Origin of the sequence: Planosporangium mesophilum (assembly GCF_016863255.1) — a bacterium.
Classification (GTDB): domain Bacteria; phylum Actinomycetota; class Actinomycetes; order Mycobacteriales; family Micromonosporaceae; genus Planosporangium; species Planosporangium mesophilum.
In genome coordinates, this window is the sequence record NZ_BOON01000061.1 from 1 (window position 1) to 14,772 (window position 14,772).

Annotated in this window: 9 protein-coding genes and 1 pseudogene; 3 read left to right on the top strand and 7 right to left on the bottom strand. The window is 72.1% G+C overall.

What is annotated here, in order from left to right; all coding sequences use genetic code 11:
- Positions 1-204: 204 nt before the first annotated feature.
- Positions 205-2,151 (top strand): glycoside hydrolase family 44 protein, encoded by a 1,947-nt coding sequence (locus Pme01_RS27330; protein ID WP_168117451.1) that lies wholly within the window; start codon positions 205-207, stop codon positions 2,149-2,151.
- A gap of 143 nt (positions 2,152-2,294) precedes the next feature.
- The gene (locus Pme01_RS27335; protein ID WP_168117450.1) at positions 2,295-4,130 is read left to right on the top strand and encodes a glycoside hydrolase family 3 protein; all 1,836 of its coding nucleotides are present in this window, start codon (positions 2,295-2,297) and stop codon (positions 4,128-4,130) included.
- Positions 4,131-4,371: 241 nt separating this feature from the next.
- Here Pme01_RS27335 and Pme01_RS27340 read toward each other — a convergent pair.
- The 6 genes and pseudogenes from Pme01_RS27340 to Pme01_RS27365 all read right to left on the bottom strand — a co-directional run.
- Positions 4,372-5,493, bottom strand: a pseudogene (locus Pme01_RS27340) (polysaccharide pyruvyl transferase family protein); the annotation flags it as partial.
- Between the two features lie 351 nt (positions 5,494-5,844).
- Positions 5,845-7,905: a right-handed parallel beta-helix repeat-containing protein gene (locus Pme01_RS27345; protein ID WP_168117448.1), complete on the bottom strand. Its 2,061-nt coding sequence runs from the start codon at positions 7,903-7,905 to the stop codon at positions 5,845-5,847.
- A 75-nt stretch (positions 7,906-7,980) separates the two neighbouring features.
- Entirely contained in the window at positions 7,981-9,843 is a 1,863-nt protein-coding gene (locus tag Pme01_RS27350; protein WP_168117447.1) for a hypothetical protein, read from the bottom strand.
- Positions 9,830-11,554: a hypothetical protein gene (locus tag Pme01_RS27355; protein WP_203935909.1), complete on the bottom strand. Its 1,725-nt coding sequence runs from the start codon at positions 11,552-11,554 to the stop codon at positions 9,830-9,832. The genes Pme01_RS27350 and Pme01_RS27355 overlap by 14 nt, the downstream gene beginning before the upstream one ends.
- 567 nt (positions 11,555-12,121) lie before the next feature.
- Positions 12,122-12,490, bottom strand: a complete 369-nt coding sequence (locus Pme01_RS27360; protein WP_168117445.1) for a DUF6401 family natural product biosynthesis protein — start codon at positions 12,488-12,490, stop codon at positions 12,122-12,124.
- A 184-nt stretch (positions 12,491-12,674) separates the two neighbouring features.
- Complete coding sequence (locus Pme01_RS27365) at positions 12,675-13,097, bottom strand: Hsp20/alpha crystallin family protein (RefSeq protein WP_168117461.1); 423 nt, start codon at positions 13,095-13,097, stop codon at positions 12,675-12,677.
- 83 nt (positions 13,098-13,180) lie between these two features.
- Between Pme01_RS27365 and Pme01_RS31600 the strand changes: the two genes are divergently transcribed.
- A complete protein-coding gene (locus tag Pme01_RS31600) occupies positions 13,181-13,537 on the top strand; it encodes a MerR family transcriptional regulator (RefSeq protein ID WP_168117444.1) in 357 nt (118 codons plus the stop codon).
- On the opposite strand, the gene Pme01_RS27375 is transcribed toward Pme01_RS31600, so the two are convergent.
- Positions 13,434-14,738 carry an NAD(P)/FAD-dependent oxidoreductase gene (locus tag Pme01_RS27375; protein ID WP_168117443.1) on the bottom strand — a complete coding sequence of 435 codons (1,305 nt, stop codon included), beginning with the start codon at positions 14,736-14,738 and terminating at the stop codon, positions 13,434-13,436. The two genes, Pme01_RS31600 and Pme01_RS27375, sit on opposite strands and share 104 nt — an antisense overlap.
- Positions 14,739-14,772: the final 34 nt, after the last annotated feature.

The following is a 14,772-nucleotide window of genomic DNA, read 5'->3' on the forward strand; positions in this document are numbered from 1 at the left end:
TCCAGGTACGCCTATTGGTCACGCTTAGTTGCAAGGAGGTTGCATCGGGGCCGATCACCTCAGGCTGCTCCCGGCCAACCCGCCGCGCCGACCCGAACGTATTGACGGTCACCGATGACGTGACTACGGTCGACTGTGGGAGCGCTCCCGAAGGGCTGTGAGACACCCCGCCAGGCACCGTCGCCCGTCAAGGAGGGCCCCGTCATGCCACTCCCACGAACCCGCCGGCTCGCCGCCCTCGGCGCCGGCCTGCTCGTCGGCGTCAGCACGATCACCACCGCCGGCGGCGTGGCCCGCGCCGCCGACCTCTCCCTCGCCGTCGACCTGACCGCCGCGACCCACCCGATCAGCGCGTACGTGTACGGGATGAACTTCGCCGAGGAGGCGCTGGCCAAGGAGTTACGCCTGCCGGTCCGCCGGTGGGGCGGCAACGCCACGACGCGCTACAACTACCTGCTGGACACGACGAACCGCGCCTCCGACTGGTTCTTCGAGAACATCCCCGGCAACACCCCGGATCCCACGAAGCTGCCGGACGGGTCCGAGTCCGACCAGTTCGTCGACCAGGACGTGCGCACCGGTACCGACTCGATCCTCACCCTCCCGCTCATCGGCTGGGCGCCGAAGGCCCGCGAGAAGGCGTGCGGCTTCAGCGTGGCGACGTACGGGCCGCAGCAGAGCACCGATCAGTGGGCACCGGACTGCGGCAACGGGGTCCGGCCGGACGGCACCCAGATCACCGGCAACGACCCCCACGACACCAGCGTCGAGATCGGACCGGAGTACATCAAGGGCTGGCTGGGCCACCTGGCCGGCCGGTACGGCGACGCCGCGCACGGCGGGGTGGCGTTCTACAACCTCGACAACGAGCCCGACATCTGGTTCTCCACGCACCGCGACGTCGCACCCGTCGGCGCCACGTACGACGAGATGCGCGACCGCACGTACGCGATCGCGGGCGCGGTGAAGGCCGCCGACCCGGCGGCGAAGACCCTCGGCCCGGTCGGCTGGGGCTGGTCGTCGCTGACGCTGTCCGGGTACGACCAGCAGACCTGCTCGAAGACCGGCTGCTGGAGCAACCCGCCGGACCGGGCCGCGCACGGCGGCGTCGGGTTCGCCGAGTGGTACCTGGCCCAGATGAGGGCGTACGAGCAGGCGCACGGCGTCCGCATCCTCGACTACTTCGACAACCACTGGTACCCGCAGGGCAGCGGGGTCACCAGCGGCGACCCGGGCGACGCCGCCACCCAGGCGCTGCGGCTGCGCCAGACCCGCACCCTGTGGGACCCGACGTACACCGACGAGAGCTGGATCAACCAGCCGGTGAACCTGATCCCCCGGATGAGGCAGATGGTCGCCGCCAACTACCCCGGGACGAAGATCGCGATCACCGAGTACAACTTCGGCGCGCTGGGCTCGCTCAACGGCGCCCTCACCCAGGCCGACGTGCTGGGCATCCTCGGTCGGGAGGGTGCCGACCTCGCCACCCTCTGGGCGCCGCCGTCGTCGGCCGACCCCGGCGCGTACGCGTTCCGGATGTACCTGAACTACGACGGCAACGGCGGCCGGTTCGGCGACGTCTCGGTCTCGTCGACCAGTACCGACCAGGGCCGGCTCGCGGTCTACGGCGCCCGCCGCTCCAGCGACGGGGCGTTGACGCTGATGGTGGTCAACAAGACCGGTACCGATCTGACCGCACCGCTGACCGTCACCGGCGCGCTGCCGGGCCGGACCGGCCAGGTGTACCGGTACAGCGGCGCGGACCTGGCGTCGATCGTGCGTGCCCCGGACGTCACGTTCGACCAGAACGGCGCCCTGACCAGCACCTTCCCGGCCAACTCGATCAGCGAACTGGTGGTACCCGACGCCGTGGCACCTGGCGCGCCCGGTGCCGCGACGGCGGGCCGGCCGTCCCGTACCGGCGTCACGCTCTCCTGGTCGCCGGCGAGCGACAACGTCGGCATCGCCGGGTACGACGTGTGGCAGCGGTACGGAGACACCGTCGTCAAGGTGGGTAGCACCACGTCGACCAGGTTCGCGGTGACCGGCCTGACACCGGGACGGCAGTACACGTTCTGGGTGCGGGGCCGTGACGCCGCCGGGAACGTCGGCCCGCCGTCGAGGCCGGTACGCGTCACGACCCCCCGCTGACGCCGGCCTTCCCCCTGTCCCCTCTCCCCGCGAGAGGGGACAGGGTTCGAAAGATTTCCACACTTCACTCTCATCGACGGGTACTTTTTTCCGGGCGCGACGTAGATAATGGCCGGTGGTTGGCGTCGCATCCGGGAGGTCCCATGTCGTGGCATCCACGTAGTGCCCGCACCGTCTCCGCGCTGATCGCCGCGGCCGTCACGGTGGCCCTCGGCGCCGTCGGCCCCGGTTCGGCCTCTGCCGCCGACCGCGCCCCGCTGCCCGGCTGCCATCGGCCCTCGGACCTGCGTGCCTGCGCCTGGGCGCTGGCCACGCTGGCGCGGATGAACCTCGAGGAGAAGGTCGGCCAGCTCTTCGTCACGTACGCGTACGGCTCCACCGTGGACACCACCGACGCGGCGGACGTCGCGGCCAACCGCTCGGCGTACGGCGTCGACAACGCAGCAGCGCTCGTCGACAAGTACAAGCTGGGCGGCATCATCTACTTCGCCTGGTCGCACAACGTCAACAACCCGGGCCAGATCGCGGCGCTGTCCAACGGCGTCCAGCGCACCGCGGCGAAGGCCCGCGTACCGGTACCGATGCTGGTCGGCACCGACCAGGAGCAGGGCATCGTCGTCCGGATCGGCTCGCCGGCCACCCAGTTCCCGGGCAACATGGCGCTCGGCGCCGACCGCCGCACCGCCGACACCCGGACCGCCGCGTCCATCACCGGCCAGGAACTGCGCGCGATGGGAATCAACCAGGACTACGCGCCGGTGGCCGACGTCAACGTCAACCCGGCCAACCCGGTCATCGGGGTCCGGTCGTTCAGCTCCGACCCCACCCTCGCCGCCACGCTGACCAAGGAGGCGGTGACCGGGTACCAGGGCGCCGGGATCATCGCCACCGCGAAGCACTTCCCCGGCCACGGTGACACCAATGTGGACAGCCACACCGGGATACCGGTGATCGGGCACACCCGGCAGCAGTGGGAGCAGCTCGACCGGCCGCCGTTCGCCGCGGCGATCGCGGCGAAGATCGACTCGATCATGACCGCGCACATCGTGGTGCCGTCGCTGGACCCGTCCGGCGACCCGGCGACGCTCTCGCAGCCGATCGTCACCGGCATCCTGCGCAAGGAACTCAAGTACGACGGCGTCGTGGTCACCGACTCGCTGGGGATGGCGGGGGTACGGCAGAAGTACGGCGACGACCGGGTGCCGGTCCTGGCGCTGAAGGCCGGCGTGGACCAGTTGCTCATGCCGCCCGACCTCGACCTGGCGTACCGGTCGGTGCTGACCGCGGTGCGCGGTGGTGAGCTCACCGAGCGCCGCGTCAACGAGTCGGTCCTGCGCATCCTGGTCCTGAAGTACCAGCGCGGCCTCGTGGCGAACCCGTACGTCGACGAGTCCACGGTGTCGACCACCGTCGGCACCGCCGATCACGTGGCCGTCTCCCAGGCTGTCACCGACCGGACCACCACCCTGGTCCGCAACGACCGGTCCACGCTGCCCGTGGCGGCCCGGCCGGGCCTTGCCACCCTGGTCACCGGCTGGGGCGTGGCCACGACCTCCACCCTCGCCGCCACCCTCGGCCGCCGCGGCCTGGCCACCGACGCTCTGACCACCGGGATCAGCCCGACGCAGGCCCAGATCGACGCCGCCGTCGCGGCCGCCGGCAGCCACGAACTGACCGTGGTCACCACCAACGGGCTGCGGTCCAACCCGCAGCAGCGGCGGCTGGTCGAGGCGCTGCAGGCCACCGGTACGAAGCTCGTCGTGGTGGCCGTGGCCGAGCCGTACGACATCGCGTACGTCCCATCCGTACCCACCTACCTGGCCACCTACAGCTACACCGCGGTCGGACTGGAGTCGTTGACCCGCGTGCTGCTCGGCGAGGTCTCCCCGACCGGCCGCCTGCCGATCACGATTCCCGCCGCGGAGTCGCCCTCCACCGTCCTCTACCCGTTCGGGCACGGGCTGAGCTACCCCGGCTGACGGATCACCGGCTGACGGATCACCGGCCCAGTTGGTGCACCATCGGGTAGAGCGAGAGGGCTGGAGCCGCCGGGTGGCTGTCCAGGACGGCCACCTCGTCCACCGGGCGGTTGTCGACCGGGTGATTGTCGACCGGGCGGTTGTCGACCGGGCGGTTCTCGACCGGGCGGTTGTCGACCGGGCGGTTGTCGACCGGGCGGTTGTCGACCGGGCGCGGATCGTCCGGGCCGAGCGGCGGCGGCTTGATCCGGTCGAGGTGCGCGCCGAGGCGCTCACCGGTCACGGTGGCGCGCTCGCGCAGCGCGGCCAGGCGTACCGCCATGTCCCCCGCGCGTAGCGGGCGCTCGTCCCACAACCGGTCCACCGCGGCCATCAGCGGGCCGCACGCCTCCCGTACCACGCCGCGAAGCGCGGGCGCGCCGATCTGCTGGGCGAAGTCGAAGACCTTGCCGGCGTAGGGCAGCGGGAGCACCGGGACGCCGGTCATCGCGGCGAAGATCAGGAAGTGCAGCCGCATGCCCACGGCCAGGTCGATGTGGCGCATCAGGCCCAGGATCTCGCTGGGCCGGTAGGTGCCGTGCAGCACCCGGCACTGGTCCACCGCGGTCATGTACGACAGCACGGCGTGCGCGTGGCCGATGTCCTGGCGCTCCATCGGCACGAACACCACGTTCGCGTCCAGCCGGTGCACCATGAAGTCACCGAGATGGGCCAGGAGCTGGTGGTACGCGTCGACGTCGAGGGTCTGGGCGGCCCGCCCCGGCTCCCGTACGCTCATCCCGACCAGTCGCCGGCCGTTGCGCACCACCCATTCGCCGCGCTCCGGGTCACCCGGAAACTCCTCCGGCTCCAGCAGCAGCGCCGGATCGGCGGTCACCGTCACCGGGCAGCCCAGGCCGGCCTCCTCCAGGGTGAGCTTCGACTCCTCGTCGCGCACCGTGATCTCCAGGCAGCGCTGCAGGACGCTCCGGGCCATCCCGCAGTCGAGATCCTCGGTCAGCGGGCCGGCGCCCAGCGCGTACACGAAGACCGGCACCCCGAACTCCTGGGCCGCGGCGACCACACGCAGGTACCGGCGGGCCTCGGTGTCGTACAGGATCCCGCCGCCGCCGAGGACCAGCAGGTCGAGCCGGCGCAGGACCTGGGCCATCCGCTCGCGGATGACCCCCTGCCAGCCGATGGCTTCGACGTCGGGGAATGCCCAGCGGGTGTGCTCGGGCTCCCGGGAGAACACCACGACCCGCGCGTCGGGGCGGCGGCGCCGCAGGTCGCCCAGCACGCTCGTGAGGATCGCCTCGTCGCCGAGGTTCCGCCCGCCGTACGAGCCGAATACCCCGACGGTGAGGACAGGTTCGTTTGCCATCACCGGACCCCTTGGCGTCAACCCCGCGACCGATTCCCACCCGCAGCCCCGTCGCGACCGCCACCGATCCGACCATGACCGGCGTCGCCTACGGTGTCCGGCGCGGTCGCCCGGGTCCGGCGTACGACCCTGCAGTGGAGGGCGGCCACCGCTGTAGCAGCGCGAAGGGAACGGCCGAGAACGGCAGATGCAAAGACCTTGTTCGAGGGTCGGCATCACCCGCCTCACACTCGCCGTGGCCGAACGAACGGCCTCGTGGTGGACCCCGGCGCGGACTACCCCCGCCCGGAGGGCGGAAACGCACCCGCCGCAACTCGTGCGGATTCAGTACGTACCGGTCGGCGCCGCCGGTCACGGACGGTCGTCGAGCCCGTGGTTGTGGCTCCAGCAGCCACCGACGGGGCTGTTGTCGAAGCGCGCGGCCTCGACCGCGTTGCCCTCGAAGTTGTTGTCCTCGATCCACCCGTACCCGCACCTGCCCCGTTCGGTGATCCAGAAGCCGTGCGTCTGGGTCTTCGGGTGCTGGCTGTCCCAGACCCGGTTGCCGCGTACGGTCATCCGCTCCGCGACCTCGGCCAGGGTGACACCGGCGCGGGTGGCGGGCGAGTGCGCGAGCCGGTACGGCGCGCCCTGGGGCGGCGGGTCGGCGGTCCACGCGGTCGTCTGGCCGGGGCTGCGGGGCGCCAGACGCAGTTCGGTCGCGGTGTTGCCGATCACGATCACGCGCTCGGTGCCCACCGCCAGCCACTTGCCGAGGTGGCCGTCCGGCAGCCAGTCGGCGCTCGGGTCGCACAGTGACGCGGGTCCGTAGCTGACGTTCTCCGCCTCCCTGCAGACGCCGGGTTCGCAGCGCCTGCCGTTGTTGCGGATCCGGTTGTCGACCAGGGCACCATCGGTGAGCGCCGCGTCCACCCGGATGCCGTCCAGCGCGTTGGCCCAGATCTCGTTGCCGTTCAGGGCGATGTCTCCGGCCGGCTCGCCGTTACCGCCGCCGATGTTGTGCTGCCAGTACCCGTACCGGCCGTTGCCGCTGATCCGGTTCGCGGTGAAGGTGTACGGGCCTGGGGTGTTACCGATCCCGAGGCCGTCGCGGACGTTGCGGTCGATGACGCAGTTGGTCACGATGCCGCCGCGCCCCGCAATGGTCGACGTGCCGAGCGCCGAGACGTCGTACCCGGCCTCGTGGTTGCGGATCATCGTGCAGGCCGACACGATCAGCCCCTCCGCGCCCCAGTCGGAGATGCCGAACCGGTTGCCCTCGGCGTGGCAGCCGATGATCCGGATGCCAAGGGGCGGCGGCCACAGGTGCTGCTGCATCTCGACGAAGATCCCGTTGGCGCCGTTGTCGACGGCGGTGCAGTCGGCGATCGTGAGGCGTTCGACCGCGCCCCAGCCGCCGATCCCGATGCCGATGCCGGCGCCGCCCATCTCCACGCCGCTGCCGAGCCGGCCGCAGCGCTCGGCCACCACGCTCTCGATCATCGTGTCCTGCAGGTGGTCGCAGCCGAGGCCACTGGCGCCGGTGTCGTGGATGTACAGGTCGCGGAACCGGGCCCGCAGCATGTACTGCATGCCGAGCCCCTTGGCGAGCACGTTGTACTTCGACAGCGCCACCCCGGAGCCATCGATCTCGAAGCGCGCGAACGTGCAGTCGGCCAGGTGGTTGTCCCGACTGGCGCCGTGCTGCACCGCGGTGAAGAAGGCCAGCGGCGTCGGGTCGGCGTGGTTGCCGGGGTTGGCCAGCAGGAACCGGGTCACGCCCGGGCCGGCGCCGACCAGCGACACCCCGCTGCGCCACCGGGTGCCCTCGTCGCGGATCGAGTACCGGCCGGGCGGGCAGTAGATGATGCGCCCCTGGCCGTCGGCTTCGTACGCGTCGCCGACCGCGTCGACCAGCGCGGCCAGCGCCGGCTGGTCGTTGGTGATCCCGTCGCCGGCCAGGCCGTGCTCGCGAGCGTTGTAGATCAGCGGGTCCGCCGGCCGCGGCAGGACCTGGACGCCGCTGCCGCGCCCGTCCCCGCCGCTCGGCTGGGTACGACCGGATGCCGTCACCTCCCCGCGCCGGCCGTCCCCGTTCCCGTGCGACGCGGCGGCCAGGCTGACGGTCCGCTCGGTCGCCGGCAGCTCCATGGAGTACGTGCGGCTGGGGGCGTCGGACCACCGCTCGGTCACCCGGTACGTCCAGCCCGCCGGCGTGACCCCCTTGGCGTCCGTGGCGAGCAGTTCGAGGCTGAACCGGCCGGACTCGTCGAGCCGGGCCTCCGCCCGGCCGAGCACGATGAGGCCCTGCTCGGCGCTGCTGAGTTGGGCGGGCTCCGGCTCGACGAGTACGCTGCCGCGACACGGTCGGCCGTCCGGGTGCAGGTACTGCCCGGTCACCACGACCGTCTGCAGACCCTCCGGAAGACTCATGTCCGGTTTGCGATTCCCCCGTTGCCGCCGATCAAACGCGGATCACCGATACTTGCTCCGCGCTTACTCCGCTGCTCACTCCACCAGCGGCGGCGTGACCTTCGTGATGGCACCGCCGGGCAGCCACCCCCCTCGTACGCCGTGGTCGTGCGCGAACTGCGCCGGCAGGTAGGAGACGGTCGCGGCGGCGTACAGGTGGACCGGCCCCCCGGCCGCGGCGCCGGCCGCCGGGCCGGCCGTGGCGCCGGCCGCCTCCAGCCAGTTCTCGTACCCGGCGGCGGTGGCCGGTTCCCCGGCGAACGCGTCGCGCAGGGCCTTCGCGTACCGCAGCGGCAGCGGATCGCGCGGGTCGTACCGGAGCGCCACGACGGCTCCGGAGCCGTACCCGAGCAGGCGGGCGTTGGCCAGCCACGGCGCCAGGTAGGTACCGGCGCCGGGCACCTCCCCCCTGGCCACGCCGCGCACCGTCGCGTCGCCCGCGGACCAGCCGGAGACGACGACGACCGTGCTGTCCGGCCGGGGCGCCGGGGTGAGCTCCACCCCGTGCAGCGCCGCCGCGTCGCGGACCACCCCGGCGGCCGTACGGGAGCGGGGCGAGGGGTCGTCCAGCACCGTGACCGTACGGACCCCACGGCCGGCGAGGAACGCCACGAGGGCGCGCAGCGAGGCCGCGTCGCGATCGGCCAGTCGGTCGGCCGGGCAGGTGTCCGGTGTCCGGTCCTGCCCGGCGGCCAGGTAGCCGAGGACCGCGCTCACGCACTCCGGTCCGTCCGGGCCGGTGATGCCGTCCGTCGGCACGGCGGTCCCGGTTCTTCCGGTGCCGGTTCGTCCGGTCCCGGTTCTTCCGGTGCCGGTTCTTCCCGTGTCCAGGCGCAGCGACGCCAGCCGGCCGCCCTGCCGGACCCACAGCCTGCTCTTGCCCACCGGCAACCGGACGGCCGCCCAGCCGCCGGTGACGCCGGGCCGGGGCGTGGCCGGTACCGGAGCGCTCCGGTCCACGCCGACGGCGGCGTCGACCGCGCCCACGTGTACCAGGTTCCACCCCGGCCGCTGCGGCACGACGACGACCGGCAGCCGGGTGGTGCCGGTGGCGACCGACCGCAGCAGCGGCACACCCGGTACCGGGGGCGCGGGCGGGGCCTCGACCGCCGCCAGCGCCGCGCCCGCGACGAGCGCACCGGCCAGGCCGAGCGCCGAGGCCCCCGGGAGCCCGCCGGGCACGCGCCGGTGGGCCGGCCGGCGGCGTACCAGTCGCCGATGGGCGAGCAGGCCGAGCCCGGCCGCCCCGGCCAGCAGTACGGCCTTGAGCGCGACCACCCGCCCGTACGCGCTCTCCACGGTCGTGGCGTCCGGGCGCAGGCCGTCGAGCCGGGCCTGTGCCGCGCCGGTGGCCGCGACCAGGACGGCGGCGCCGACGGCGACCGGCGCGAGCCGCCGCAGCAGGGCCGCGCGGGTACCGGGGTCGGCCGCCGCCACCGCGGTCGCCGCCGCAACCCAGACGGACCCCGCCGCGGCATGCGCCACCCCGACGGCCAGTACCACCCACCCGCCCGCCGGGACCGCCTCGACCGCGAGGGTCCCGGTCACGACGAGACCGCCGACGGCCGCGACGACCGGTCGACCCAGGACGGCGGCTACCGCCGGGAGAACGAGCGCCTGGGCGCCGGCCACCCACCACGACGCCCGGCCCGAGGACGCCATCTGGAGCAGCCCCGCGGCCGCGACGACGGCGGCGACGCCGGCGATCCGGCGCGTCGCGGCGTTCACCGGCCCGGTCAACGGCCGCAGCAGCCCGAGCCCGCCGACCAGCGCACCGGCGACGAGGATCAGGCAGCGCACGACCGTGGCGTCCCAAGTGGTGAGCCCGCCGGCGGGTGCCTCGTGCGCCCACGCCGGCGCCGCGGCGAGCAGGATCAACGCGTTGTCAGCGGAGGTCATCGTCGGCCACCACGAACAGTTCCGCGTGCGGCTTGGCGGCCCCGTGGTCGCCGTGCGGCCAGTGCGTCCGGTTGAAGGTGACACACACCGTTCCCTCGTTCTCGTCCCGGAACGACGTGTCCAGCGACAGCCGGCCGCCCGCGTCGGCGTCGACCATGCAGACCTTGTGGTTGCCGTCGATGCCGCTGCGCGCCACGAAGTAGTTCGAGATCGCGATCCGGCGTACGTCGGTGGTCTCGTGGAAGTACCCGTCGTCGCCGAGCCGGAAGTTGTCCAGGGTGCCCCAGTGCGGGCCGCCGGTCGTCACGTCGTCGACCGGCAGGGTGCTCACCAGCCTCGGGCAGTCGGCCTCGGCGCCGCCGTCGTAGACCTCGCGGATGTCGTCGATGGCGCAGGACGGGTTGCCGCCGCTGGCCAGCAGGGCGCTGATGTCGAGCGCGTACACCATCTTCGGCGACCCAGCGTCGGTGGGACTCTGCGAGCCCGGGGACCGGCCGATCACCGCGTGGTACAGGTAGCGGTCGTCCAGGCTGGTCTGCACCCAGCCGCCGCCGTCGCAGCCCGCGCCCTCGGTCACCGTAGGGTCGATCGCCCTGGCTGCGGTGGTGTCGTCGAAGACCTCCCGCCACACCGGCCTGGGTACGGTGATGTCGGGCGCGTAGTAGATGACCCCGCCGCACATCGTCGCCACGAACGCGCCGCGATGGTTGGGCAGGTTCGTCACGGTCGTCTCCATCGCCGCGCTGTTCTCCTCGTGCGCCGGGTTGCGCTCGGTACGCGGCCCGTCCGGCAGGACCGAGACCGAGGCGAGCCGGGGCGCGTTGCGGTCGGCGATGTCCCAGGTCCGTACCGTGTTGCGGGTGACGTACGGGGACGGCGTCTTGACCGGGTCGAAGAGGATGTCGCGCGGCTCCGCGTAGTCGCTGGTCACCATCCGGTTCAGGTCCTCGCGCACCTGGATGCCGTGCGGGTTCGCGCAGGAGGCGGCGAGCAGCGGCGGTACGGAGACGCACCGGGCCGGATCCTCCGGCGTCGCCTGTGCTGCGGAGGTCTGCGACAGTACCGCGCCGTTCGGACCGATCCGCACGACCTCGCCGGGGGTTCCGGCGTACCCGTTGCCGAACCGGATCGCCCCGTTGGAGTAGACGCAGGGCCCCGGCAGTACGGGGCCGCCCATGTAGGTGCCGTAGGCGGTGTGGTCGCTCAGTACCCAGTAGGCGTCCGGCACCGAGCCGCAGGCCGTGTCGGTCGGCAGCGTGACGCCGGACAGCTTCACGTCCGGCAGGGCGCCGACGTCGAAGACGTACGTCGCGGACGAGAAGAGCCCGCCGGCGAAGATCTTGTCGCCCCGGTGGTAGATGTACTGCATGTGGTGCGGCTCGTTCTCCACGAGCGGGCCCACGGTGGCGGTGTTGACCACCTTTCCGTAGGTCGGCGAACCCCTGTCCGCGTCGATCACCGCGAGGAAGTCCGGTCCGGGCAGCGCGTCGCCGAGGTCGGCCGGGAGCATCGCCGGGGTGACCCGCAGCGGGGCGTTCCGGATGTCCGCCCCGGTGGTGTCGACGACGTTGCGGTCGCCGGCCCACACCACGAGCCACTCGCGGGGGCGGCGCGGTTCGGCGGTGCCGGAGACCGCGCCGGTCACCAGATGGTTGGTGACCGTGAAGACGGTGCCGTCCGACCCGGTGACGCTGGACGTACTGACCCGCACGGATTCGGCGTTCGCGGGCCGGGAAGAGTTCACGACGACGGTCGCGCCCGCGACGGAAAGCACGGCAAGAGGCGCCGCCCATCGCAATCGCGATGAAATCAAAACCATGTAATCCCCCCAATGTGACCAACCGCGCCACAGGCGGACCGGCACGCGTGACTCCACGTGTGACGGACGGTTTCCGCTGCGCACGGCAGAAAGCGGATGAACCGTTGAGAAGACGCCGGACGTCGGAGTGCGGTCCGGGCGGAAAGAACGCGCTACTGCGCTACGGCAAGCGGAAAGTCATCATGATCCTGAAGGCGTTTCCGTGCTCCCACGCGGAAACGCCTTCAGGATCATGGCAAGATATCGTTTTCTGCCTGTTCGCTCATCCGGAGATGGCCCCCCTTCTCCACGGACACCCTGCGACGTAAGCAATATCCTCGTCACAATGACCGGGAGACCGGTATCGAGCGTTGGCACACGTCGATGGAACGCTATGGCGCCGGTCGATGCCTTAAAGGAGGAGTCGATGCCTTTAAGGATGAAGAGTGCCCACCCAGAAGGCGGAGAGTGCCGGCCGCGTCACAGGCAGTCGGAGTCGATCGCGACCGCGCACACCGCGACGAGCCGCAGCAGGTACCAGTCGGCGTCCAACCAGTCCACCTCGCCGGGATCGGCCGGCAGCAGGCGACCGGTACGCATCGCGTCGCCGAGGATCACGGCCGCGTAGTCGGCCAGCGCGACCGGTTCGACGCCGACGGCGTCCAGCGCGACGCTGTCGCGCACCTCGGCCTCGTGGAGGTTCACGAGCGTCATCAGCTCCGGGTACCGCAGCGCGGCGACGAGGCCGTCGACACCGACCCGCGCCATCAGATGGTCGAGGAACCGGATCGACTTCGCGTGGCCGTACCCGGCGGTGACGGCGGGCACGAGGGTGGACAGCGTTTCCATGCCATGACCGTAGGGAGAAAATTGTCCCGAATCAGGCGAGCAACCGGGCCGCACCCCCGCCCTACCGGCCTTACTCCGGTACGGACCCGCCCGTTCCACGATCCGCGCGAGGTGTCACCCTGTGCCGCCGAGCCGAGGCCGCAAACACGACACCTTGCGCGGATCGTGGAGGTTCACCCCGAGGTCAGGCGTTGATCTCCCTGCGGCCGGCGCCGCTGGCGATGGCGATCTTGCGGGGCTTGGCCTGCTCAGCGACCGGGATGCGGAGGGTGAGGACGCCGGCTTCGTAGCTGGCCTCCAACTGGTCGGTGTCGAGCGTCTCGCCGAGGAACATCTGGCGGCTGAACGTCCCCATCGGACGCTCGGTGATGACCGATTCGACGCCCTGGCGCCGCGGGCGCTGGCGCTCGGCGCGCACGGTCAGCACATTGCGCTCCACCGTGAGGTCGATGCTCTCCGGATCGACGCCGGGCAGGTCGAAGTGGACGTAGAACCAGTCGCCCTCCCGCTCCGCGTCCGCGTACATGACGGCCGGCCGCCCCGGGGTGCCGAAGAACTGCTCGGCCAGCCGGTCGATCTCACGGAAGGGATCGGTACGCATCAACATCGTCATGCCTCCTTGGTGCTCCTCACACCGGTCCTGGGTTGAGTCGCGTTGACTCAAGTTATCTGACCGTTTACAACGAAGTCATGTCGTTGTCAAGCACGAACCTCGGACCGGCGGGAGGCTTCGGCACCGGCCCCGATCAGGGGCTGTACCCGATCTCGGTGGTGACCGAGCTGACCGGCATCAGCGCCAACACGCTGCGCGGCTACGACCGGGCCGGGCTGATCAGCCCGTCCCGCACGGAGGGCGGTTCCCGCCGGTACAGCGACAACGACCTGGCCCGGCTACGCCGGATCACCGCCCTCACCGACGACGGCGTTCCTGTCCTGAAACGCCTCACCGGCGCTGGGCCGCGACCTCCGGCGCTGCGTGCTCCAGCGGTACGGCCGGCGACCGGACCAGGCCCAACTGCACGGCCTGGCGCGGCAGTACGGCGTTGAGCAGCCAGTCGGCGGCGGTACGGGTGCGGTTTCCCGGCAGCGCCAGCAGGTGGTAGCCACGGGTCACCACCTTGGCCGGCAGCCCGGACAGCGGCACGCCGAGCGGGTTGGCGACGGCGTCGGTACCGCCGAGGTCCACGACGAAGCCGAGGTCGCGGTGGCGGTAGGGCGCGCGGCGGCCCAGGCCGTACGACGCGGCGATGTTGTACGCGACCTGCGTGCCCTGGCGCTGCGCGTGCTGCGCCGTCATCGGCGTGACCTCGCCCGACCGGGTCAGGTCCGGTACCGCGGCGGCGTCGCCGCAGGCGTACACGTCCGGGTGTCCGGGCACGTTGAGGTACTCGTCGACGACCAGCCGCCCCTTGACCGTCGCCAGGCCGAGCACGTCGACGAGCGGGTCCGGGCGTACCCCCACGCACCAGATGAGGGAGCGGGTGGGCACGAAGGAGCCGTCGGTCAGCCGTACCCCCTCGTGGGTGGCCTCGGCGACGGACACGCCCAGCCGGACGTCGACCCCCCGCTCGCGCAGCACCCGGTCGGCGGCGCGGGACAGGCGCTCGTCCAGTTCGGGCAGCACCCGCGGCGCCACGTCCAGCAGCAGCCAGCGTGGTCGCCGGTCCCCCAGCCGGGGATGGCGCTCGTGGAGCAGGTCGGCGTAGAGCACGCCCTGCGCGGCGACCTCGGTGCCGGTGTACCCGGCGCCGACCACCACGAACGTGGTCCGGGCCTCGCGTTCGCGCGGGTCGTCGGCGTCGTCGGCCAGCTCGAACTGGCGGGTGACGTGGTCGCGCAGGTACAGCGCCTCCGGCAGGCCCCGGAAGCCGTGCGCGTGCTCGGTCACGCCCGGGATCGGCAGCAGCTTGTTGACGCTGCCGGCGGCGAGGACCAGCCGGTGGTACCCCATCCGGCCGCGCCCGCCCTCGGGGTCGGTCCACCCGACCTGCCGGCCGGCGAGGTCCACCTCGTCGACCTCCCCGAGGACCAGGCGTACGCCCGGCAGGGTGTCGGGTACCGAGACCGTGACCCGGCGCGGTTCGAGCAGCCCGGCGGCGACCTCCGGCAACATCGGCACGTACAGGAAGTAGTCGGTCGGGTTGATCACCACGATCTCGGCCCTGCCACCCGCCAGCCGCGACAGCGTACGGGCGGCGTGGTAGCCGGCGAACCCGGCGCCGACGATCACGATCCTGGGCGTGGCCAAGCCGAACCCCCTCCGGTCGTCCCGTCGCGGTTAC

Coding starts and splice junctions, on each gene's coding strand:
- Pme01_RS27330 (WP_168117451.1), top strand. CDS start 205: ATGCCACTCCCACGAACCCGCCGGCTCGCCGCCCTCGGCGCCGGCCTG.
- Pme01_RS27335 (WP_168117450.1), top strand. CDS start 2,295: ATGTCGTGGCATCCACGTAGTGCCCGCACCGTCTCCGCGCTGATCGCC.
- Pme01_RS27345 (WP_168117448.1), bottom strand. CDS start 7,905: ATGAGTCTTCCGGAGGGTCTGCAGACGGTCGTGGTGACCGGGCAGTAC.
- Pme01_RS27350 (WP_168117447.1), bottom strand. CDS start 9,843: ATGACCTCCGCTGACAACGCGTTGATCCTGCTCGCCGCGGCGCCGGCG.
- Pme01_RS27360 (WP_168117445.1), bottom strand. CDS start 12,490: ATGGAAACGCTGTCCACCCTCGTGCCCGCCGTCACCGCCGGGTACGGC.
- Pme01_RS27365 (WP_168117461.1), bottom strand. CDS start 13,097: ATGTTGATGCGTACCGATCCCTTCCGTGAGATCGACCGGCTGGCCGAG.
- Pme01_RS31600 (WP_168117444.1), top strand. CDS start 13,181: ATGTCGTTGTCAAGCACGAACCTCGGACCGGCGGGAGGCTTCGGCACC.